Source organism: Streptomyces sp. 150FB (assembly GCF_000818195.1).
GTDB lineage: Bacteria > Actinomycetota > Actinomycetes > Streptomycetales > Streptomycetaceae > Streptomyces.
This window is the reverse complement of record NZ_JTHL01000001.1, coordinates 1,854,227-1,874,587: the sequence shown is the minus strand read 5'-3', so window position 1 is coordinate 1,874,587 and position 20,361 is coordinate 1,854,227. Positions and strand designations below refer to the sequence as shown.

Annotated in this window: 18 protein-coding genes; 9 read left to right on the top strand and 9 right to left on the bottom strand. The window is 70.4% G+C overall.

The window, feature by feature from the left end; translation table 11 throughout:
* Nucleotides 1–312: 312 nt before the first annotated feature.
* The 3 genes from QR77_RS07725 (at nucleotide 313) to QR77_RS07715 (ending at nucleotide 3,298) form a co-directional block, all read left to right on the top strand.
* Nucleotides 313–1,302, top strand: coding sequence for a CehA/McbA family metallohydrolase (locus QR77_RS07725; protein ID WP_173476278.1), 990 nt, complete (start codon nucleotides 313–315; stop codon nucleotides 1,300–1,302).
* Nucleotides 1,303–1,513: 211 nt separating this feature from the next.
* On the top strand, nucleotides 1,514–2,182 hold the full coding sequence (locus QR77_RS07720; RefSeq protein WP_052488592.1) for a DsbA family oxidoreductase: 669 nt from the start codon (nucleotides 1,514–1,516) through the stop codon (nucleotides 2,180–2,182).
* A 69-nt stretch (nucleotides 2,183–2,251) separates the two neighbouring features.
* Complete coding sequence (locus tag QR77_RS07715) at nucleotides 2,252–3,298, top strand: aminotransferase class V-fold PLP-dependent enzyme (protein ID WP_040020506.1); 1,047 nt, start codon at nucleotides 2,252–2,254, stop codon at nucleotides 3,296–3,298.
* Nucleotides 3,299–3,321: 23 nt separating this feature from the next.
* On the opposite strand, the gene QR77_RS07710 is transcribed toward QR77_RS07715, so the two are convergent.
* A complete protein-coding gene (locus QR77_RS07710) occupies nucleotides 3,322–3,912 on the bottom strand; it encodes a MarR family winged helix-turn-helix transcriptional regulator (protein ID WP_078876535.1) in 591 nt (196 codons plus the stop codon).
* 94 nt (nucleotides 3,913–4,006) lie between these two features.
* Here QR77_RS07710 and QR77_RS07705 point away from each other — a divergent pair, with 94 nt between their 5' ends.
* Nucleotides 4,007–5,077: an alkene reductase gene (locus tag QR77_RS07705; protein ID WP_040020505.1), complete on the top strand. Its 1,071-nt coding sequence runs from the start codon at nucleotides 4,007–4,009 to the stop codon at nucleotides 5,075–5,077.
* Between the two features lie 93 nt (nucleotides 5,078–5,170).
* On the opposite strand, the gene QR77_RS07700 is transcribed toward QR77_RS07705, so the two are convergent.
* On the bottom strand, nucleotides 5,171–5,776 hold the full coding sequence (locus QR77_RS07700; RefSeq protein WP_040020503.1) for a TetR/AcrR family transcriptional regulator: 606 nt from the start codon (nucleotides 5,774–5,776) through the stop codon (nucleotides 5,171–5,173).
* 196 nt (nucleotides 5,777–5,972) lie between these two features.
* On the opposite strand from QR77_RS07700, the gene QR77_RS07695 reads away from it, so the two are divergent.
* The gene (locus QR77_RS07695) at nucleotides 5,973–7,022 is read left to right on the top strand and encodes an aldo/keto reductase (protein ID WP_040020501.1); all 1,050 of its coding nucleotides are present in this window, start codon (nucleotides 5,973–5,975) and stop codon (nucleotides 7,020–7,022) included.
* Nucleotides 7,023–7,090: 68 nt separating this feature from the next.
* Nucleotides 7,091–7,558: an HIT family protein gene (locus QR77_RS07690; RefSeq protein WP_040020499.1), complete on the top strand. Its 468-nt coding sequence runs from the start codon at nucleotides 7,091–7,093 to the stop codon at nucleotides 7,556–7,558.
* An 87-nt stretch (nucleotides 7,559–7,645) separates the two neighbouring features.
* Here the strand turns inward: QR77_RS07690 and thpD are convergent, their stop codons facing one another.
* From thpD to QR77_RS07665, 5 genes are all read right to left on the bottom strand, one after another.
* The gene (gene thpD / locus QR77_RS07685; protein WP_040020498.1) at nucleotides 7,646–8,545 is read right to left on the bottom strand and encodes an ectoine hydroxylase; all 900 of its coding nucleotides are present in this window, start codon (nucleotides 8,543–8,545) and stop codon (nucleotides 7,646–7,648) included.
* Nucleotides 8,546–8,550: 5 nt separating this feature from the next.
* Nucleotides 8,551–8,949, bottom strand: a complete 399-nt coding sequence (locus tag QR77_RS07680; RefSeq protein WP_040020497.1) for an ectoine synthase — start codon at nucleotides 8,947–8,949, stop codon at nucleotides 8,551–8,553.
* A 113-nt stretch (nucleotides 8,950–9,062) separates the two neighbouring features.
* Nucleotides 9,063–10,337 carry a diaminobutyrate--2-oxoglutarate transaminase gene (gene ectB / locus QR77_RS07675; RefSeq protein WP_040020496.1) on the bottom strand — a complete coding sequence of 425 codons (1,275 nt, stop codon included), beginning with the start codon at nucleotides 10,335–10,337 and terminating at the stop codon, nucleotides 9,063–9,065.
* Nucleotides 10,338–10,503: 166 nt separating this feature from the next.
* Nucleotides 10,504–11,052 (bottom strand): diaminobutyrate acetyltransferase, encoded by a 549-nt coding sequence (gene ectA / locus QR77_RS07670; RefSeq protein WP_078876534.1) that lies wholly within the window; start codon nucleotides 11,050–11,052, stop codon nucleotides 10,504–10,506.
* Nucleotides 11,053–11,419: 367 nt separating this feature from the next.
* Entirely contained in the window at nucleotides 11,420–12,460 is a 1,041-nt protein-coding gene (locus QR77_RS07665; RefSeq protein WP_052488591.1) for an aminotransferase class V-fold PLP-dependent enzyme, read from the bottom strand.
* A 191-nt stretch (nucleotides 12,461–12,651) separates the two neighbouring features.
* Here QR77_RS07665 and QR77_RS07660 point away from each other — a divergent pair, with 191 nt between their 5' ends.
* The 3 genes from QR77_RS07660 (at nucleotide 12,652) to QR77_RS07650 (ending at nucleotide 17,836) form a co-directional block, all read left to right on the top strand.
* Nucleotides 12,652–13,743 carry an amidohydrolase family protein gene (locus tag QR77_RS07660; protein WP_078877763.1) on the top strand — a complete coding sequence of 364 codons (1,092 nt, stop codon included), beginning with the start codon at nucleotides 12,652–12,654 and terminating at the stop codon, nucleotides 13,741–13,743.
* 1,431 nt (nucleotides 13,744–15,174) lie between these two features.
* Nucleotides 15,175–16,446, top strand: coding sequence for a hypothetical protein (locus QR77_RS07655; protein ID WP_040027483.1), 1,272 nt, complete (start codon nucleotides 15,175–15,177; stop codon nucleotides 16,444–16,446).
* A 406-nt stretch (nucleotides 16,447–16,852) separates the two neighbouring features.
* The gene (locus QR77_RS07650) at nucleotides 16,853–17,836 is read left to right on the top strand and encodes an SCO1860 family LAETG-anchored protein (RefSeq protein ID WP_040020492.1); all 984 of its coding nucleotides are present in this window, start codon (nucleotides 16,853–16,855) and stop codon (nucleotides 17,834–17,836) included.
* Between the two features lie 81 nt (nucleotides 17,837–17,917).
* On the opposite strand, the gene QR77_RS07645 is transcribed toward QR77_RS07650, so the two are convergent.
* Both QR77_RS07645 and cobC read right to left on the bottom strand, forming a co-directional pair.
* A complete protein-coding gene (locus QR77_RS07645; RefSeq protein ID WP_236710555.1) occupies nucleotides 17,918–19,348 on the bottom strand; it encodes an FAD-binding oxidoreductase in 1,431 nt (476 codons plus the stop codon).
* A 132-nt stretch (nucleotides 19,349–19,480) separates the two neighbouring features.
* On the bottom strand, nucleotides 19,481–20,361 hold an 881-nt coding region (gene cobC / locus QR77_RS07640; protein WP_040020490.1), incomplete at its 5' end, for an Rv2231c family pyridoxal phosphate-dependent protein CobC.

Genomic DNA, 20,361 nt, shown 5'->3' with positions numbered 1-20,361 from the left:
GCCCGATCAGCCAGCAGCCAAGGGCTGTCCTGCGTCTGTCGGCGCTCACCACGCCCGGCCCGCCGACCCTCCCCGTCACCACAGCCAGCAGGTCGCCGCTAAGCAGCGAAGTGGCATGCAGTGATCCCTTCGTGCGTGCCCCGCAGGGCAAGCAAGTCGCAGACGGGAGCAAAAGCAGCAGAACAAACAAGCATCCCCCAGCGTCCCCCGCCCCCGCCCCCGCCCCCGCCAAGGAACCCGGCACGACCTACCCGCGTTCGGTTGGCAGGGTCATAGGGCAGTGGCGGAGTCTGCGCGAGAGAGGAGGGCGACGTGTCCGTATCGGATTTCCCGCCCCTGCGGGCGGGTGGTCGGGGGCGTGGTTGGTATCGCGGGGACTGTCACGTTCATTCCGTGCACTCGGACGGTGAGCTCACCCCGGCCGAGCTGGCAGCCGGTGCGCGGGCCGTGGGGCTCGACTTCATCGCGACCACGGAGCACAACACCGCCCAGGCGCATGGCGCTTGGGCTCCCCACCTCGATCGTGATCTCCTCGTGGTCCTGGGTGAGGAAGTGACGACCGCGACCGGGCATTGGCTCGCTCTCGGTATCGGGGCCGGGCAGGTTGTGGACTGGCGGTACCAGGCGCGGGACGGGCTGATCGACCAGCACCTGGAGCAGGTGCACCGGGTCGGTGGACTGTGTGTGGCGGCGCACCCCCACGCGCCTTATCCCTCAGGCGATTTCGAGTACCCCTACCAAGGCTTTGACGCGGTCGAGGTATGGAACGGGCTGTGGACATCTGACCGGCCGTGGAATGCCGACAACGAGGCGGCCCTCTCCGAGTGGGGACGCAGTCTGCTGTCAGACGTCCCCAAGGGGCGGTGGCGGCCGGCGATGGGCAACAGTGACACCCATCTGGAGGGCCAGATCGGCATCCCGCACACCGTTGTGTTCGCCGAGGAGCTGAGCACCCCGGCGATCCTCGCCGGCATCCGCGCCGGCCGGAGCTGGATCGCCGAGTCGGCCGCCGTCGTCGTGTCGCTCACCGCCACCGCAGGGGCACGCGGCGCAGAGGTGGGCGGGCAGCTCAAGACCCTGGGGGAGCAGGTCGTGGTACGGGCGGAGGTGGGCGGTGTGCCGTCCGCGACCGTCGGTTTTCATACCGGTCGTGGCGAGGTCCACCGCGAACAACTTCCGCGCCAGGGTGCGGGCACCGTCGAGTGGCGCACCAGCGCGCAGGAGTCGGCGTTCGTCCGGATCGAGGTACACCATCCGCACGGTCCCATGGCCGCGCTCACCAACCCGATCGTCCTGACCTGAATCCGGACGGATTCCCGCGTCTGGCCGCGTCTACCCACGCCTGCCCGCGTCCGTACCCCCGCGTTCCCCGCCAGCCCCTCGCCCCCGGAATCCCCCACCCCGGGAATCCCCCGCCCCACCCGCGCGTTCCCGCAGTGGCGGAGGGGGTCTCCGTCTCCGTACCCGACCCGTCGGCCGTGCGGGTTTCGCGATCCTGGAGAGAAGCAGACACATGCGCGTCGAGATATGGAGCGACATCGCCTGCCCCTGGTGCTACATCGGGAAGGCGCGCTTCGAGAAGGGGCTTGCGGCCTTCGACCACCGTGACGAGGTCGAGGTGGTGCACCGTTCCTTCGAGCTCGATCCGAAGGCCGAGGCCGCCACTGTGCCCGTGCTCGACGTGATCGCCGCCAAGTACGGGCGCTCGCGCGAGGAGATCATCGCCATGGAGGAGAACGTGGCCGCCCAGGCCCGTTCCGAAGGGCTCGGCTACCAGAGCGAGGGGCGTGACCACGGCAACAGCTTCGACGTCCACCGGATGGTGCACCTGGCGAAGGAGCACGGTCGGCAGGACGAGTTCCTCGGTCTCGCGTTCCGGACGAACTTCGCCGAGGACCGTTCCGTCTACGACCCGCAGACGCTGGTCGACCTCGCGGTGCAGGTCGGTCTGGACGAGGCGGACGCCCGGCGTGTCCTCGCCGACCCCGACGCGTACGCCGACGACGTACGGGCCGATGAGCGCGAGGCCGCCGAGCTGGGGGCGAACGGGGTGCCGTTCTTCGTCCTCGACCGGCGTTACGGCGTCTCCGGCGGTCAACCGGCCGAGCTGTTCACCCAGGCGCTTCAGCAGGCGTGGGACAACCGTGTCGGTGAGAACCCGCAGGCCGGAGTGCATGCATAAGGGTTCCTTGGGGATTCGGTTCAGTGATGCGTGATTGACCGCAGGTCGCACGGATTCCACGCTGGCCCCATGGAGACCCTGGGAGGCGCCGAGTTCGCGCCCGAGCTGACGTACCTGAACACATCGAGCAACGGGCTGCTGCCCCGTCGTACCGTCGCCGCAGTCAGGAAACTGGTCGAGGAGAACGCGACGGGGCTGCGCGACGGCACCGGCGACTTCGAGTCGGTGGACGCCGCCCGCGCTTCCTTCGCCCGGCTGGTCGGGGTTCCGGCCGGCCGGGTGTCCGTGGGCGGGTCCGTCTCGGCGCATGTCGGGCTGATCGCGGCGTCGCTCAAGGCGGGCGCCGAAGTGCTGCTGCCGGAGGGTGAGTTCAGCTCGCTGGTCGCGCCCTTCGCCGTCCGTGACGATCTGAAGGTGCGGTACGCACCGCTGGACGCACTCGCGGACGCCGTAGGGGCCGACACCACGCTCGTCGCGTTCTCCGTCGTCCAGTCGGCGGACGGCCGGATCGCCGATCTGGACGCGATACGGGCCGCTGCCGCCGCTCACGGGGTCCGTACGCTGGCCGACGCCTCCCAGTCCGCCGGGTGGCTGCCGCTGGACGCGGGCGGCTACGACTACACCGTCGCCGGCGGGTACAAGTTTCTGCTCTGTCCGCGCGGTACGTCGTTCCTCACCGTGACGGAGGAGGCGCAGGAGTCCCTCGTACCCATCAACGCCGGGTGGTTCGCCGGGGAACAGCCCTGGGAGAGCACGTACGGGCCGATCAAACGGCTCGCCGGGTCCGCCCGCCGGTACGACGTGATGCCGTCCTTCCTCTCGTACCACGGCGCCGAGCAGTCGCTCGCGCTCCTGGAGGAGATCGGCACGCCCGCCGCCCACGCGCACAGCACCGCGCTCGCCGCCCGTTTCAGGGCGGGGCTCACCGGCGCCGGGTACGAGCCGGTGCCCGGCGGGACGGCGATCGTCGCCGTTCCCCGTACGGGCGACAAGGAAGCCGTTCTGCGCCGGGCGAACGTGGCCGTCTCCGTCCGGGCCGGGAATCTGCGGGCCGCTTTCCATCTGTACAACTCCACGGCCGACGTGGACCGGGCGCTGGACGTGCTCGCCGGCTGAGCGGCCGAGTGCCTGACCAGGCCTTACGCGCCTGTCTCGATTCTCGCCCGCGCCCCGGTGCCTGGCGCCGAAGCCGCCTCAGGGCTCCGGTCCGAACGCTCCCTCGAACCCTTCTCCGGGCAGTCCGTCGCCGACCCGCACAGGTTCGCCTCGACCTTCGCGAGCAGCCTCGCCAGCTCCACGCGCTCCGCGTCGTCGAGCCCCGCGAGCGTCTGGTCCTCAAGACCGACCCACGCGCCCTCGACCTGCGAGCGCAGCTCGCAACTGTCCGAGGTGGCCTCGACGACCACGGCGCGCCGGTCGCGGGGGTCGGGGGAGCGGCGTACGTACCCCGTCTGTTCCAGGCGCTGAAGCATCTTCGTCACCGTCGACGGATCGAGATCGACCGACTTGATGAGTTCGGACTGCCGTGCCGCGCCCACTTCCCACAAATGCATCATCAGGAACTCCTGGCCCGGGTAGAGCCCCGACTGCCGCAGCATCTTCCCGGCGGCGATGCGGTGCAGCCGCGACACCCGGGAGAGCGCGTGGCTGAGTGGGCCGCCGCGCGCGGCCCCGGGCAGATCGGTACAGAGGCGGGGGAATTCGGGACAGGCGGGGTCATCCGATGTCATGTCTCGGAGTTTAGCTTGGTCGGCCAAGAGATGCGCTACAGTGACTCGCGGTCGATTACTTGGCCGACCACATACTGATTTGGGGGAGTCTTTCATGACCACCGCGTTCGACCCGATCGATCTCTCGGGTACGCAGCTCACCAACCGCATCGCCCTCGCGCCGATGACCCGCAGCCGCTCGTTCGGTCCGAGCCATGTGCCGACCGATTCCGTGGCGCTGTACTACGCCCAGCGCGCCTCGGCGGGTCTCATCATCACCGAGGGGACCCAGCCCTCCGTGGTCGGTCAGGGCTACCCCGACACCCCCGGTCTGCACAGCGCCGAGCAGGTGGCCGGCTGGCGCAAGGTCACCGACGCCGTCCACGCGAAGGGCGGCAAGATCTTCGCCCAGATCATGCACGCCGGCCGCATCGGCCACCCCGACCTGCTGCCCGGCGACCTGATACCGGTCGCCCCGTCCGCCGTGGCCGCCGAGGGGAAGATCTACCTGCACGACGGTCCCAAGGATCTCGTCACCCCGCACGAACTGACGTCCGAGGAGATACGCGAGACGATCGCCGACTTCGTCTCGGCGTCCCGTAACGCGATCGAGGCCGGATTCGACGGCGTCGAGCTGCACGGCGCCAACGGCTATCTCATCCACCAGTTCATCTCCTCGACCTCCAACCGGCGCACCGACGAGTGGGGCGGTTCCGTCGAGGGACGTACCCGCTTCGCCGCCGAGGTGACGCGCGCGGTGGCCGCCGAGATCGGTGCCTCACGGACCGCGATCCGGATCTCGCCCGGAAACCCGCTCAACGGCATCGGCGCCGAGACCGAGCTGGAGGCCACGTACACGGCGTTCGTCCAGCAGTTCGATCCGATCGGCCTTGCCTATGTGCACGTGGTCGAGAACACGCGCGAGCTGACGAACGTCCTCCGCAAGCACTACTCCGGCACGCTCGTCCTCAACGCCAAGACCGAGGGCCCCACCAGCTCCGCCGAGCTGGCGCTGATCGAGGACGGCGTCGCCGACATCATCTCCTTCGGCGCGCTCTTCCTCGCCAACCCCGACCTGCCCGAGCGGCTGAAGGCCGGAGGCCCGTACAACACCCCGGACCCCGCGAGCTTCTTCGGCGGCAACGACGCCGGTTTCATCGACTACCCGTCGCTGGCCGGCAACTGAGCTTGAACTCGTACGCGAACTCGTCGCGAACTCGTACGCGAACTCGTACGGCCGGACCGGCTGACGCGGAGCTGTGAGCGGCCGGGCGCGCGCTCAGGGCGCCGGCCGCTCCACGTCCCCGCGCCATCCGTTCGAGCGGGTGACGCCGTCCATCAGCAGGTCGAGCAACCGCTCGGCCTGCTCCCGTTGATGGCTGGTCCCGGCCACCAGGGTGACGCCCGCCAGGGCCGTAAGGATGTCGCGGGACGGTACGTCCTGCCGGATCACCCCCTGGGTGACCCCGGCACGGCGGAACTCCTCGACCGCGCCGGTCAGTTGCTCGCGCGTCCGCGAGCCCAGACGCTCGTCGCTCTGCAGGAGGGACTTGAGCGTGTCGGCCATGCCGTGCTTGGCGGCGAGGTAGTCCAGCACGTCGGACATCCACGACCGCAGGGCCCGGTCGGCCGGCAGCTCGCCGAGCAGGGCCGAGGTCCGGGCGGCGAGACGTGAGGTCTCGTAGCGGTAGGTGGCGTCGACGAGCTGCTCACGGGTCGGGAAGCGCCGGTACAGGGTGCCGACCCCGACGCCCGCGTCCTTCGCGATCTGCTTCAGGGTCGCCGCGGCGCCGTCCCTGGCGAAGGCGAGTGCGGCGGCTGCGAGCAGTTTGTCCTCGTTGGCCCGTGCGTCGGCGCGGACCGGCCGGGCGGAGGGATCGGTCATGCGCGGCTTCCTCTCTTCCACTGGTGTCGGGTTTGCCCGGTGCCCGGCCCGTTTGCTATCCGGAGCCGGGTCCGCTTACGGTGGCGGTGGTAAGCGGAGCCGACTCCGCTAACTGGTGACGGTAGCAGGCGGCTGGGGCACGTAGGTGTCGGCCGTTCCGTCGCGCTGCCACGTATGCGGAAGGGCCGTCCACGTCATGCAGTACCGCACGCTGGGAAGTACCGGAGTCCAGATCAGCTCACTGTGCCTGGGCGCGATGATGTTCGGGAAGTGGGGGAACCCCGACCACGACGACTCGATCGCCGTCATACGCACCGCGCTCGACGCGGGCGTCAACATCATCGACACGGCCGACGTCTATTCGGGCGGTGAGTCCGAGACCATCGTCGGGAAGGCGATCGCCGGGCGGCGCGACGAGGTCGTCCTGGCGACCAAGGTGTCGAGCCCGATGGGCCCCGGTGTCAACGAACGCGGGGCCTCGCGGCGCTGGATCGTCCGGGCCTGCGAGGAGAGTCTGCGCCGTCTGGGCACCGATCACATCGACCTCTACCAGGTGCACAGGCCCGATCCCGCCACCGACCTCGACGAGACCCTGGGCGCGCTGACCGACCTCGTACGGGCGGGCAAGATCCGCTACGCGGGCTCCTCGACGTTCTCCCCCTCGGCCATCGTGCGGGCGCAGTGGACCGCCGAGCGGCGGCAGCGTGAGCGGTTCGTCTGCGAACAGCCTCCGTACTCCCTGCTGGCCCGGGGCATCGAGGCCGAGGTGCTGCCCACCTGCGAGACGTACGGTATGGGGGTGCTCGCCTGGAGCCCGCTGGCCGGCGGCTGGCTGTCCGGCCGCTGGCGCAGGGACGCGGTCGACGCGGCCAGCCACCGTACGCGGACGATGCCCTTCCGCACCACGCACGCCCACTACGACATGGACGTCCCGGCCAACCAGGCCAAGCTCGACGCCGCCACCGAACTCGCCGGCATCGCCGACGAAGCCGGCCTGACACTGATTCAGCTCGCGCTGGCGTTCGTCACCACCCACCCCGCGGTCTCAGCGGCGGTCATCGGCCCCCGCACCGCCGAGCACCTGCGGGGCCAGCTCAGCGCCGCGGACATCGTCCTGGAACCCGCCGTACTCGACCGCATCGACCGTGTCGTGGCACCCGGCGTCGACCTGAACCCCGAGGACACGGGCTACAACGAGGCCGTCCTCGCCGATCCGAAGCGCCGCCGCCGCGCCGTCTCCTGGTGAACCGGGAGTGAACCGGGACGGCTCCGGTCGTTCCCGCCGCTGGCCGGACAGCTCTACGCTCTCGGTCCATGCCGACTCCCGACTGCTACGCGTGCGCCGCAGAAGCAGCGTTCGACGAACTTCCGCCGCGCGAGTGCGTCGTCTCCGACGAGCACTGGCGGGTGGCCCACGCCTTCAACACAGCCGTGCCCGGCTGGCTCGTGCTGTTGCCACGGCGCCATGCGACGGCCGTCCACGACCTCACCGACGCCGAGGCCGGGACCCTCGGGGCGTGGCAGGTCGCGCTCTCCCGCGCTCTCCGGGCCCTGACCGGTTGCGCCAAGACGTACGTCGTCCAGTTCGCCGAGGCCGAGGGCTTCGCCCACGTGCACTTCCACATCGTTCCGCGCATGGCCGATCTGCCGCCGGAGCGACGCGGGCCGGACGTCTTCGGGCTGCTCCGGCGTCCGGAGGAGGAGTGGGTGACCCCTGACCAGGCGGACCGTATGGCCCTCTCGCTCCGGGCCCACCTGCGCGGACGTCCCGGCGCACGGTGACCCGGTGACACGGTGAAGCCCCACAACACGGCGACGCCCGCGCCCCGTTCGTACGAACTCGGGGCGCGGGCGTGTCGCTGCCGGCTGTCAGCGGATCGGGGTGAAGTCCCTCGCGCCGATGAAGTCCGGGCGGGGTACGGGGGCCGCGAACGGGGCCTCGGCCGTGTTCTCCACGCTGTTGAACACGATGAACACGTTGCTGCGGGCATACGGGGTGATGTTGTCGCCCGAGCCGTGCATGCAGTTGCAGTCGAACCAGGTCGCCGAACCGGCCTTGCCCGTGAAGAGCTTGATGCCGTGGTCGTCGGCCATGGACGTGAGCGCCTCGTGCGACGGCGTACCCGCGTCCTGCATCTGGAGCGACTGCTTGTAGTTGTCCTTCGGCGTCTCGCCCGCGCAGCCCAGGAAGTGCTTGTGCGAGCCGGGCATGATCATCAGGCCGCCGTTGGTGTCGTAGTTCTCGGTCAGCGCGATCGAGACCGACACGGCCCGCATGTTCGGCAGGCCGTCCTCGGCGTGCCAGGTCTCGAAGTCCGAGTGCCAGTAGAACCCGGAGGCACCGAAGCCCGGCTTGACGTTGATCCGCGACTGGTGGACGTACACGTCCGAGCCGAGGATCTGCCGGGCCCGGCCCACGACGCGCTCGTCGCTCACCAGACCGGCGAAGACCTCGCTGATCTTGTGGATCTCGAATACGGAGCGCACGTCCTGGGTCTTCGGCTCGATGATCGAGCGCTCGTCGGCCCGGACAGCGGGGTCGCTGATCAGGCGCTCCAGCTCGGCGCTGTAACGGGACACCTCGGAGGGCCCGATGAGCTGTTCGACGGAGAGGAAGCCGTCGCGCTCGAAGCTTTCCAGGCCGCTCGACGCGATCGGTCCCGCGGCGCCGGGTGCCGACCAGACGACGGGGTCCTGGCGCGGGGTCGTGACCTCGCTCTGGCCACGGGTCGGGTACAGGTCGGTGCGTGCGGGGGCTGTGGTGGTCATGCGGTTCAGACCTCCTCGGTCAGCAGCGGGTAGACGCCGTTCTCGTCGTGCTCCTCCCGACCGGTCACCGGCGGGTTGAAGACACAGATCACGCGGAAGTCGGACTTGGGCCGGACGGTGTGGTGCTCGTTCCCGTTCAGCAGGTACATCGTGCCGGGGGTGATCCAGTGGGCCTCACCGGTCTCGTCGTCGGTGACCTCGGCCTCGCCCTCGACGCACAGCACGGCCTCGATGTGGTTGGCGTACCACATGGAGGTCTCCGTGCCCGCGTACATGATGGTCTCGTGGAGCGAGAAGCCGACGTTCTCCTTGGCGAGCACGATGCGCTTGCTCTCCCAGGTCCCCGACGCGGCCTTGATGTGACGGTCGGTGTTCTCGACGTCCTTGAACGATCGGACAATCACTGCATTCGTGCCTCTCTCTTCGGCGCGCTACGGCGCTCTACGGCTCTGTGGTCTCTTCCGGTCTCCCGGCTCGGGTCTCCGCCGCCGGTCCGTACGCGGTTACGCGCCCGGCCTCACGCTGCGCCGGTGTCGCGGACCGCGCGGGCCAGCGTGCGCAGCCCCTCGTCCAGCTCCTCGGGTGTCACGGTGAGCGGCGGCAGCAGCTTCACCACCTCGCTGCGGGGACCCGAGGTCTCCAGCAGCAGACCCAGCTCGAAGGCGCGGCGGCAGACGGCCCCCGCGCGGTCCTTGTCGACGAACTCCATGCCCCAGACCAGGCCGCGGCCACGGAAGTCGATGCCCTGGCCGGGGTTCTCGACATCGATCGCCGACAGGGCCTGCTCGACCTGTTCGCCACGGGCGATGGTCTGCTTCTCCATCTGCCCGTCGGCCCAGTACGTGTTGAGCGCGGCGGTGGCGGTGACGAACGCCGGGTTGTTGCCGCGGAAGGTGCCGTTGTGCTCGCCCGGCTCCCAGACATCGAGCTCCGGGTTGAACAGGCACAGCGACATGGGAAGTCCGTACCCGCTGATGGACTTCGAAAGCGTCACGATGTCCGGTGTGATGCCCGACTCCTCGAACGAGAAGAAGGCACCGGTACGCCCGCAGCCCATCTGGATGTCGTCGACGATCAGCAGCATGTCCTGGCGGTGGCAGAGATCCGCCAGCGCCCGCAGCCACTCCGGACGCGCCACATTGATGCCGCCCTCACCCTGGACCGTCTCGACGATGACGGCGGCCGGCTTGTTCAGGCCCGAGCCCTGGTCCTCCAGGAGCGTCTCGAACCAGAGGAAGTCGGGCGTCTGGCCGTCCAGGTAGTGGTCGAACGGCATCGGTGTGCCGTGCACCAGCGGGATTCCCGCCCCGGCGCGCTTGAACGCGTTGCCGGTGACGGCGAGCGAGCCCAGTGACATGCCGTGGAAGGCGTTGGTGAACGAGACGATCGACTCGCGGCCCTTCACCTTGCGGGCCAGCTTGAGGGCCGACTCGACGGCGTTGGTGCCGGTGGGGCCGGGGAACATGACCTTGTACGGCAGGTCGCGCGGGCGCAGGATGACGTTCTGGAACGTCTCCAGGAACGCGCGTTTCGCTGTCGTCGCCATGTCGAGGCCGTGGGTGATGCCGTCACGCTCGATGTAGTCGATCAGCGCGCGTTTCAGCACGGCGTTGTTGTGGCCGTAGTTGAGTGAGCCGGCGCCGGCGAAGAAGTCGAGGTACGAGTGGCCGTCCTCGTCGGTCAGGCGGCTGCCCTGGGAGCGGTCGAACACGGCAGGCCAGCTCCGGCAGTAGCTGCGCACCTCGGACTCAAGAGTCTCGAAGACACTTAGTGCGGGCGGGGTGATGGTCACAGGAGTCTCCAGCCGGTGTGGTGAGGGAGAGGGAGTCGGATCCGGGACGGGATCCGGAAGTCGGGCGAGGGGCTCTCCGGGGGCGGGTGCTCTCCGGAGGCATGGCGCGCGCTGTCCCGGGGCGGGCTCTCCCGGGAGCCGGGTGCTCTTCCGGGAGTGGGCGCCCTCAGGGCGAGAGCGGGCCGATGCGGTACAGCACCTCGGGCTGGTGCACCCCTTCGGGGAACAGGCCGCCGTCGAAGAGGACCTCACGCTCCAGGGTCGCGCCGTGACGCGCGGCGTACGCGGTGAACATGCGGTCCGAGGCGGTGTTGTCGGGCGTCACCGTCGTCTCCAGGGCCGTGATGCCCAGCTCCCTGGACACCCGGGTGGTCAGCTCGTCCAGCAGGGTGCCCGCGAGGCCCTTGCCCCGGTGGCTGCTGTCGACGGCCACCTGCCAGACGACGAGGGCCTCGGGACGCTCGGGCCGTACGTACCCCGTCACGAAGGCGATCGGGGATCCCGTGTCGTCACGGGCGACGACTGACGTGGCAGCGAAGTCACGGCACCAGAGCAGATAGCTGTACGAGGAGTTCAGGTCGAGCACCTTGGAGTCGCGGGCAATGCGCCAGATCGCGGCTCCGTCCTCCACCCGTGGGGTGTCGATCCCGGAGGACCCGGAGGATCGGTTGAATTCGCTTCGGGCACCTGCAAGGTCTGCTTGTGCGGCGGTCATGCATATTGAATTTACCTAGCAAATTCGAAAGATGCATCGCGAGCAGGGGTTGGGAGATGCGCCCGATTGTGTTATCGCGCGACCAGGGGTCGAGCCGCTGAGCGGCAGTGAATGGTACCGATCTGTCCGGAAATTACTGGGCAAAACGGTCGTGGCTGTGGACTTGATCACATGTCCGTAACAGTCACGAGACCCGTCCGAATTACGGACCTCGACCTTGTTGAAACCTTGGCGTTTAGCTTTATTGAAAGTGGGAACAAGAATACGGGGACCTACGCATGGTAAGGCAGTTCCCCGTATTCGCAAATTAACGTCTTTTTAATTGGTCCTTCGATACGCGGACACTACGCCCCGGATTCCGCTTGCGTCAGCCGAGCGCGGTGCCGAGCGCGGCGAGCGTGGAGCGTACGACGGCGGGCGACGCGTCGGGGCCGTAGTGGTTGACCCGGATCATCTCCCCGGCCAGCGCGCCGCCGCCCGCGATCAGCGGCAGGCTCGCGTCGGCGGCCAGCGCCTTCGCCACCACCTCCGAGGCGTTGACCCCGGGAGGCGTACGCAGCGTGGTGGCCACCGGAGCCGCCGCCGAGGCCTCGTGGACGAACGGCTCCAGCCCGCGGCCCAGGGCCAGGGCCCCGGCGCGGGTGGCCGAGGCCGCGGCGGCGTGGCGCGCCATCACGGCGTCCAGGCCCTCCGCCTCGATGCGCTCCACACACGCTTCCAGGGCGAGCATCTCGAGCTGCGCCGGCGCGTGCGGCAGCGCCGTACGGCCGCCGTCGATCCACCGCTCCTTCCAGTCGAGCAGGGAGAGGTACGAGCGGCGCGGCGCCCCCGGATTGGCCGCCAGCCGCTCCCAGGCGCGCGGGCTCACCGACACCGCCGACACGCCGGCGGGACCGCCCATCGCCTTCTGCCCGCCGATCACGCACAGATCCACGCCCCAGGCGTCGGGCAGCAGCGGCTCGGCCGCCACCGAGGCCACGGCGTCCAGCATGAACAGCGCGCCATGGGCCCGGACGACCTCGCCGATCCCGGCCACCGGGTTGGTGTTGCCGGTCGCCGCCTCGGCGTGCACCAGCGAGACGAAGTCGATCTCCGGGTGGGCGGCGAGCCCGCGCTCCACCTGCTCGGGGGTCACCGCGGAGTGGAACGGGACCTCCAGATCGACGACCGTCGCCCCGCAGTCGCGCAGCCAGTTGCCGAAGGTCTGCCCGTACGGCCCTGTGACCACGTTCAGCGCGGTCGACCCCGGCCTGGCGCCGCCCCGGATACAGCCCTCCAGGGGCAGCAGCGCCTCGCCCTGCATGATCACCACGTCGTGCTCGGTGGCGAGGAGCGAGGCGACGCGCCGCTCGATCGAAGCGAAGTGCTCGGCGGTCAGGGGGGCCAGATCAAGCAGCGGATGTGTCACGGCGGTGCCCTCTTCAGGTGTGGCGGTTCGGGGTGGCGGTTCGGGGTGGTGGTCGAGCGAGCTGTCAGGGGGGCCCGTACGGGCTTCCGTACAGCGTTCCGTACGGCGTTCCGGACAGTGTCCCGACGGGTCAGAACCGGTGTTCGGATCTTCCTCGTCGAGGGTACCCACGGCCTCGTACAGTGCTGCGCATGAGCGATCACACGGTGCTGCATGTGAAGGGGCGGGTGCTCGTCGGCCCCGAGGAGACCAGGGACGAGCTGTGGATGGTCGGCGGCAGGATCACCTACGACCGGCCGGCCGGCGCCCGCGATGTCCGCACCGTGACCGGCTGGGCGCTGCCCGGCCTGGTCGACGCCCACTGCCATGTCGGCCTCGACCACCACGGCGCCGTCGACGCGGCCACCAGCGAGAAGCAGGCGATCGGCGACCGTGAGGCGGGCGCGCTGCTGCTGCGGGACGCCGGATCGCCGGCGGACACCCGGTGGATCGACGACCGGCAGGATCTGCCGAAGATCATCAGAGCGGGCCGCCACATCGCCCGCACCCGCCGCTACATCCGCAATTTCGCGTACGAGATCGAGCCCGAGGACCTGGTCGCCTACGTCGGGCAGGAAGCCGCGAAGAGCGACGGGTGGGTCAAGCTGGTCGGGGACTGGATCGACCGCGAGGCGGGCGATCTGACCGCCTGCTGGCCGCCCGGCGCTGTGAAGGCGGCCATCGCGGAGGCGCACCGGCTCGGCGCGCGCGTGACCGCGCACTGCTTCGCCGGGGTCGCCCTGCGCGACCTGGTCGAGGCGGGCATCGACTGCGTCGAGCACGCGACGGGCCTCGACGAGGACACCATCCCGCTCTTCGCCGAGCGGGGCGTCGCGATCGTCCCGACGCTGGTCAACATCGCGACGTTCCCGCAGCTCGCGGCGCCGGGCGCGGCCAAGTTCCCGCGCTGGTCCGCGCATATGAACCGGCTGTACGACCGGCGCTACGACACCGTGGGGGCGGCGTACGACGCGGGCATCCCCGTCTACGTCGGCACGGACGCGGGCGGCGCTCTGGCCCACGGCCTGGTGGCGGCCGAGGTCGCCGAACTGGTGAAGGCCGGCATCCCGCCGCTGGAGGCGCTCTCGGCGGCGGCGTGGGGGGCGAGGAGGTGGCTGGGGCGGCCGGTACTGGAGGAGGGCGCTCCGGGCGACCTGGTGGTCTACGACGACGATCCGCGGGCGGACGTACGGGTGCTGGCGGCGCCGCGGCGGATCGTACTGAACGGGCGTGTGGTGGGCTGAGGGGGAGATGCGGCGGGGGCACGCGGCAGGGGGACACACCGGGAGCGCTCTGACACCACCCGGACACCGGCCCGCGAACGCCGACTGTTCGCCTGGTGTCCTTGCCCAGGACCCCCGTCATTGGTACCCGCTCCGCAGGATCAGACGTCACGTCAGATTCCTGGGAAGGCACCCTCCTTGAGAATTTCCCTGCCCTTTCATGCCTCGGGCCCTTCGGTCCCGTCGGGCCCGCACCACGGCGGACGGTCCGTACGCCGCACGACCGCCGCTGTCACCGCTGCCCTGCTGGTCGGGGCCGGCGCCCTGGGCGCCGCCGTGGTGACCTCAGGTCAGGCGTCGGCGGCCGACTCGGCGGCCGACCACCTGATGGTCTCGCAGGTCTCCGACACCGAGGACGCCACCGGCGTCAGCCTGGTACGGGTGACCGGGTCCGGTACGAGCGACGGCGCCACCGTCAAGCTGCCCACCGCCGCCTCGGGCGGCAACCGGCCGTTCACGCTGGAGGGCGACTCGTCAGCCGTGGGGGCGCTCGCGCGCTCCGCCGACGGCCGCTATGTGACCCTCGCCGGATACACGGCGACCCCGGGATCGTCCTTCGCCTCGGTTCCGCGCGTCGTGGCCCGGGTGGACGGGGCCGGGACCGTGGACACCTCCACCACGCTGGGGACCTCGTTCCAGCAGGAGAAGATACGCGGCGCCGTCACCGATGACGGATCGCGGTTCTGGGTGACCGGGCACGGCAACACCAGCAGCCCGAAGGGCGGTCTGGTGTACGCGCCGCTCGGCTCGTCCACCCCCGACGTGCTGGTGAGCAACTCCGACGACGACGACAACTCCGCGCTGAACAACACCCGCGTGGTGCAGATCGCCGACGGCGGCGTGTATTTCTCCAGCGAGAAGGGCGACGCGGGCGTCTACCGCGTCGCCGGCACCCTGCCCAGCTCCCCGGCGTCCGCCAGGCTCGTGGCGCCGATCGGTTCCGACGGGAAGGGCCCCGTCGCCTTCACGCTGCTCGACCGCGATCCGTCGGTGCCGGGCGCCGACACCCTGTATGTGCTCCAGGAGACCAAGGGCATCTGCAAGTTCTCCCTCAGCGGCTCGACCTGGACCAGCCGCGGCAGCATCTCCGGCACCTCCTCGTACACCGCCCTGACGGGGCTCGTGGACGAGGACGGGAACGCGCGGCTGTACGCGGTCGACGACGCGGACTCCAAGAACAAGGTCGTACGGCTCACCGACACGGCGGCGGCCGCCAAGTCGGCGTTCGTCGACGGCAAGGAGACCGTCACCACCGCCCCCTCCGGGTCCGCCTTCCGGGGTGTCGCGCTGGCTCCCGAGCCGAGCGGTGACCCGACGGACCCGACCGATCCGCCGACGGATCCCACGGATCCGCCCACCGACCCGCCCGGCGATCCTGTCGGCACCCCCACTCTGAAGCTCTCGGCGGCGTACCTCACCGGAGCCGTCGACTCGGTCGGTGACCCGACCGTCACGGCCACGGTCGCGCAGAGCGGCGCCGACCCCTCGGCGATCACCGTCGCGGCCACGGCCAGCAGCCGTACCTCGGTGGCGCGCACCAGCGACGTCACGGTCACCGGTACGGGCAGCACCCGGCAGGTCTCGGTCGCCGCGCAGGGCGTCGGCTACACCGACCTGACCCTCACCGCCACCGGCGTCGACGGCAGGAAGACCACGCAAGTGGTGCACTATGCCGGCTCCGCCGCGGTCCAGGACGCCGCGGCCACCCGCTACTTCACCGGAGCCTCGGACTCCTCGGCCGCCGTCGACGTGGGCGACGGCTACACCGTGGTCGCCGACGACGAGACCAACCAACTGCGGCTGTACGACAGCGCCACCTCCGGTGCGCCCGTGCGCAGTTGGGACTTCACCTCGCAGGCCGGTGTGTCCATCGAGATGGACATCGAGGCCGCCACCCGTACCGGCGACACCATCTACTGGACCGGGTCGATGGGCAACAGCAAGAGCGGTGAACTGCGTCCGGACCGCGCGGTGTTGTACACCACCACGGTCACAGGATCCGGTGCGGACACCCAGCTCTCCTTCGGCGGTTCCTACCACGGGCTGCGCGCCGACCTCATCGCGTGGGACAAGGCGAACGACGACCGGTTCGGCTTCGCCGACGGCGCGGCCGAGGGCAACATCCCCAAGCAGATCGACGGATTCAACGCCGAGGGCCTGGAGTTCGCCCCGGGCAGCACCACCACGGCGTACCTCGGCTTCCGGGCACCGCTGGTGCCGCCGAAGAACGGCGGCAAGGCGCTGATGGTCCCGGTGACCAACATCGACAAGGTGGTCAAGGGCTCCCACGCCACCTTCGGCACCCCGATCACGATGGACCTGGGCGGGCTGAGCATCCGCGACATGCGGAAGAACGCCGACAACCAGTATCTGATCATCGCCGGTACGTGGTCCGCCGAGGACAACAGCGAGCCGTACGCGCTGTACCGGTGGGACGGGGTTCCCGCCCACGCTCCCACCCTGCTGCGTTCGCTGCCCACCGCGGACGCCGGCGCCTGGGAGTCGGTGATCTCCGTTCCCGATCTGTCGCTGCCGGACGCACAGGTACGGCTGGTCACCGACGACGGCGCGGCGGTCCTCTACGGCGACGACACCGCGTCCAAGGACCTGCCGCACACCGAGTGGAAGAAGTCCCGCATCACGACGTTCGACGTCAACGGCTGAGGGCGACGCCGTTCCCGTTCCCGTCCGCCGCTGAACGACCGCAGGGCCCGCCGGCTTCTCCGCCGGCGGGCCCTGCGTTCACGTGACCTGTTGACGCGACCCGTTGACGCTGCCTGTTGACCGGGCGTGACGCGGTGGCCACCGGCGTCGTTGGAGGGCTTTATGTGCTCCGGGTGCCGGGGAGCGGCGTACCGGCCTGGAGTGTGGCAGTCGAGTGACGCAAGAGAACGCACATGCCACAAGAATCGAATATGAACCCGGAAACCCCACTTTCGGGTGAACTGACGTCGGGTGACCACAAGTTCACTCTTCGTGCGTAAAGATTCCGGTGTCTCGGTCGCCGCCGCCTCGTGTCCCCGTGTCGGCAGGTCGGCGACGCCAATTCTCTTGTGGGGGTTCCACCATCTTGAACAGCAACACCTTCCGTATGTCCGCACGCCGCTGCGCGGCCGTCGCCGCGGCCGTGGCGCTGACGGCGGGCCCGGTGCTCCTCGCCGCGCCCGCCCAGGCCACCGGCGGTGACGGTCACGGCAGTGGTCACGGCGGCGGCGTCGGGACCGGTTCGGGTACGGGGCGTGCGAGCGCCGCCGTGCTCAAGGCCGACCTCGATGTGTCCCTGCTCAACAAGACCGTCAACGTGCCGCTCAACGCCTCGCTCAACGAGGTGTCGGCGCCCGCGAGCGCGAACAAGACCACGCTGAGCGTGGAGCTGAACGGGGTCGACAAGGGCCACCCCTTCACGGTGCTCGGCGCCGATGTGGCGCAGGCGAAGGCCACGGTCGACGAGGGCGGGGCGCGCGGCTACACCCACCTCGCCCACGCGAAGGTCCACGTTCCCGGCCTGCCGCTGCTCTCCCTGATCGAGGTCCAGGACGTCACGTCGGAGGCGGTCTGCGAGGCCGGGAAGCGGCCCACGGCCGAGTCGAACGTGCTGGGTCGTGTGACCGTGCTCGGCAAGACCGTCACGCTCTCGGCGAGCGGTCCGACGCGCGTCGACGTGCAGGGCGTGGGCGAGGTGTCGCTCGACCTGTCCACGACGCGGACCACGTCCCGTACGGCGGCGGCCACAGCGCTCGCGCTCAAGGTGTCGGTGAATCCGCTCAAGCTGAACGTCGCCGAGGTCAACGGCTCCGTGAAGCTGGCCGAAGCCACCTGCGAGTCGCCGAAGGCGCCGAAGCCGCCGGTGAAGGAGCAGGCGGCGGCCCCGGAGCAGTCGGCGAAGCCCGACCTGCGGCCGCAGACGGCGTCCGAGCCGGTGAAGCAGGATCTGGCGGAGACGGGCGGCGACTCGACGACTCCGTACCTCGCCGGCGGCGCGGCGGCGCTGCTCGTCGTGGGCGGCGGCGCGCTCTACTTCGCGCGGTCCAAGGCGTCCAAGGCGCGGCGCTGACGCGTGTGCGGTGCGCTGACGCGGTGACGCCGTGACGCCGTAAGTGAGGTGCGGCACCGGGCCCGGTGCCGCACCTCACCCTCATGTCGCGCCGTGGGGCGGGATGTTGTGGTTGAAGCGGAACACGTTGCGCGGGTCGTACGTCGTCTTGACCGACCTCAGGCGCTCGTACGTCGCCTCGTCGTACGCGCCACGCGTCCCCTCCACGGTGGCGTCCGACGGCGCCAGGAAGTTGGGGATCCTCCGGCGGCTCAGCCACGGCTCCAGCCGCTCCATCAGCTCCAGGCCCGCCCCCGCCCGCGCCTCCGCCTCGGCCGGTGCGACCTGGGTGGTGGTGAACACGACGAAGCCCGCGGTGCGGTTGACCACCGCGTTGGGGGCCTCGGTCCGCTCCGAGAGCGCGCCACCGAGCTGCCGCAGGTCGACGAGGCCGATCCGGCGGTCCGTACCGGGCCCGGCGACCGCGAGGATCGCCTCCACGGTCTCCGGCGTCAGCGCGTCGAGATTCGCGAAGCGGTCCACGGACACCATCGGTCCCGGCGGGTTCGGGCTGATCGCCGCGAACTCGCCGTACGGCCGCTCCCTGATGTCGTCCGCCAGCGTCGGCGCGGCCTCCCGCAGTGGAGCGATCAGCTCCCTGCCGTCCTTCTCGGACCCCAGGTAGGAGATCCGTACGTGCACGGTCAGTTTGCCGCGCACCAGCGCGGGGACTGCGGGCACGTCCGGGGTACGCAGCAGCGCGACCGACGAGGTGACCTCGTCCGGTGTCCGGGCGGCGAACCGCTGGTACGCGTGCAGCACCGCAGCCGCGTGCTCGCCCTCGTAGATCATGCTGCCCGCGTACAGCCGCGCCACGGGGAACAGCGTGAACTCCATCGATGTCACCACGCCGAAGTTGCTCTTGCCGCCGCGCAGCGCCCAGAAGAGCTGGGCCTCCGAGTCGTCGGAGACCTGGTGCAGTTCGCCGTCGGCGGTCACCACCTCGATCGAACGGACGTGGTCGGCCGCCCATCCGTAGGCGCGGCCCATCGTCACGCTGAGACCGCCGCCCAGCGTGTATCCGACGACGCCGACCGTCGGCGACGAGCCGGGCAGGGGCGCCAGCCCTGCCCGGGTCGTCTCGGCGACGGCCTGCTCCCAGCGGACCCCGGCCTCGACCCGGGCCGTACGGGTGGTGGTGTCCACGGTCATGCCGGTCATCCGGTGGGTGGTGACCAGGACGGCGTCGTCGATGGCGTACGAGGGCCCGTGGCCCGTCGAGACGACGCCCACGGGCAGCCCGTGCGCGTTGGCGAACCGTACGGCGGCCTGCACGTCGTACACGTCCTTCGCGCCGACGATCACCGCCGGACGGTGGGTGACGATGACGTTGAAGCCCGTCGTCTCCTCGGCGTAACCGTCGTCACCGGGCAGCAGGACCGGGCCGCCGACCTCGGCGGCGAGATCGTCTCTGTCCCGCGCGGACAGCGGTGGGGGCGGGCTCGGGCTGAACGAACGGGTGTGGGAGGTCAAGGCAGCTCACCTTCCCGGGTCGACGCTGTCCTCATGCCTGGACACGGTCATATGTCCGAAAGTAACAGGATTGTCCGCATAGAGGGGCGCCGGTGGTGTGCCTGCGGTGCCAAGGAAGGTCCCGTGCGCCGCTTACGCGCCGACCGCCGTCACCGCCTGGTCGAGCGCCTGGAGGAAACGGTTCGTCGTGGCGCGGTCGCGTACCGCGAGACGCAGCCAGTTCCGCCCGAGCCCCGGGAACGTGTCCCCGCGCCGCGCCGCGAAGCCCAGGGTCCGCAGGCGCGCCCTGACCGCGTCGGCGCGCTCGATCCGTACGAGTACGAACGGGCCCCTCGCCGCCTCCACCGTCAGGACCTCGTCGAACTCCGCGAGCCCGGCGAGCAGATGCGCCCGCTCCACCTCGATCTTCAGCGCAGCCCGCTCCGCCTCGGCCAGCGCCGCCGGCTCCATGCACGCCGCAGCGGCCGCCAGCGCCGGTGTGGAGACCGGCCACAGCGGCTGGGCGCGCTCCAGCGCCGTCACCGTCCCCGGCTCGGCCAGTACGTAGCCGATCCGCAGCCCCGCGAGCCCCCAGGTCTTGGTGAGGCTGCGCAGCACCACGAGCCCCGGCACATCCGTCCGCCCGGCCAGCCCCTCCGGCTCGCCCGGCACCGCGTCCATGAACGCCTCGTCCACCACCAGCGTCCGCCCGGGGCGCGCCAGCCGGGCGATCGCCTCGGCGGGGTGCAGCACGGACGTCGGGTTCGTCGGGTTCCCGATGATCACCAGGTCCGCCTCGTCGGGCACCGACTCCGGATCGAGCCGGAAGCCGTCCCTGGCGGGCAGCAGCACCCGCCGTACCTGATGTCCCGCGTCCCGCAGCGCCGCCTCCGGCTCGGTGAACTGCGGATGGATCACGACGGGCCGGTGTACGGGCAGCGCGCGGGCCAGCAGGACGAACGCCTCCGCCGCGCCGGCCGTCAGCAGGACGCGCTCCACCGGCAGCCCGTGGCGCGCGGCGACCGCCGCCCGCG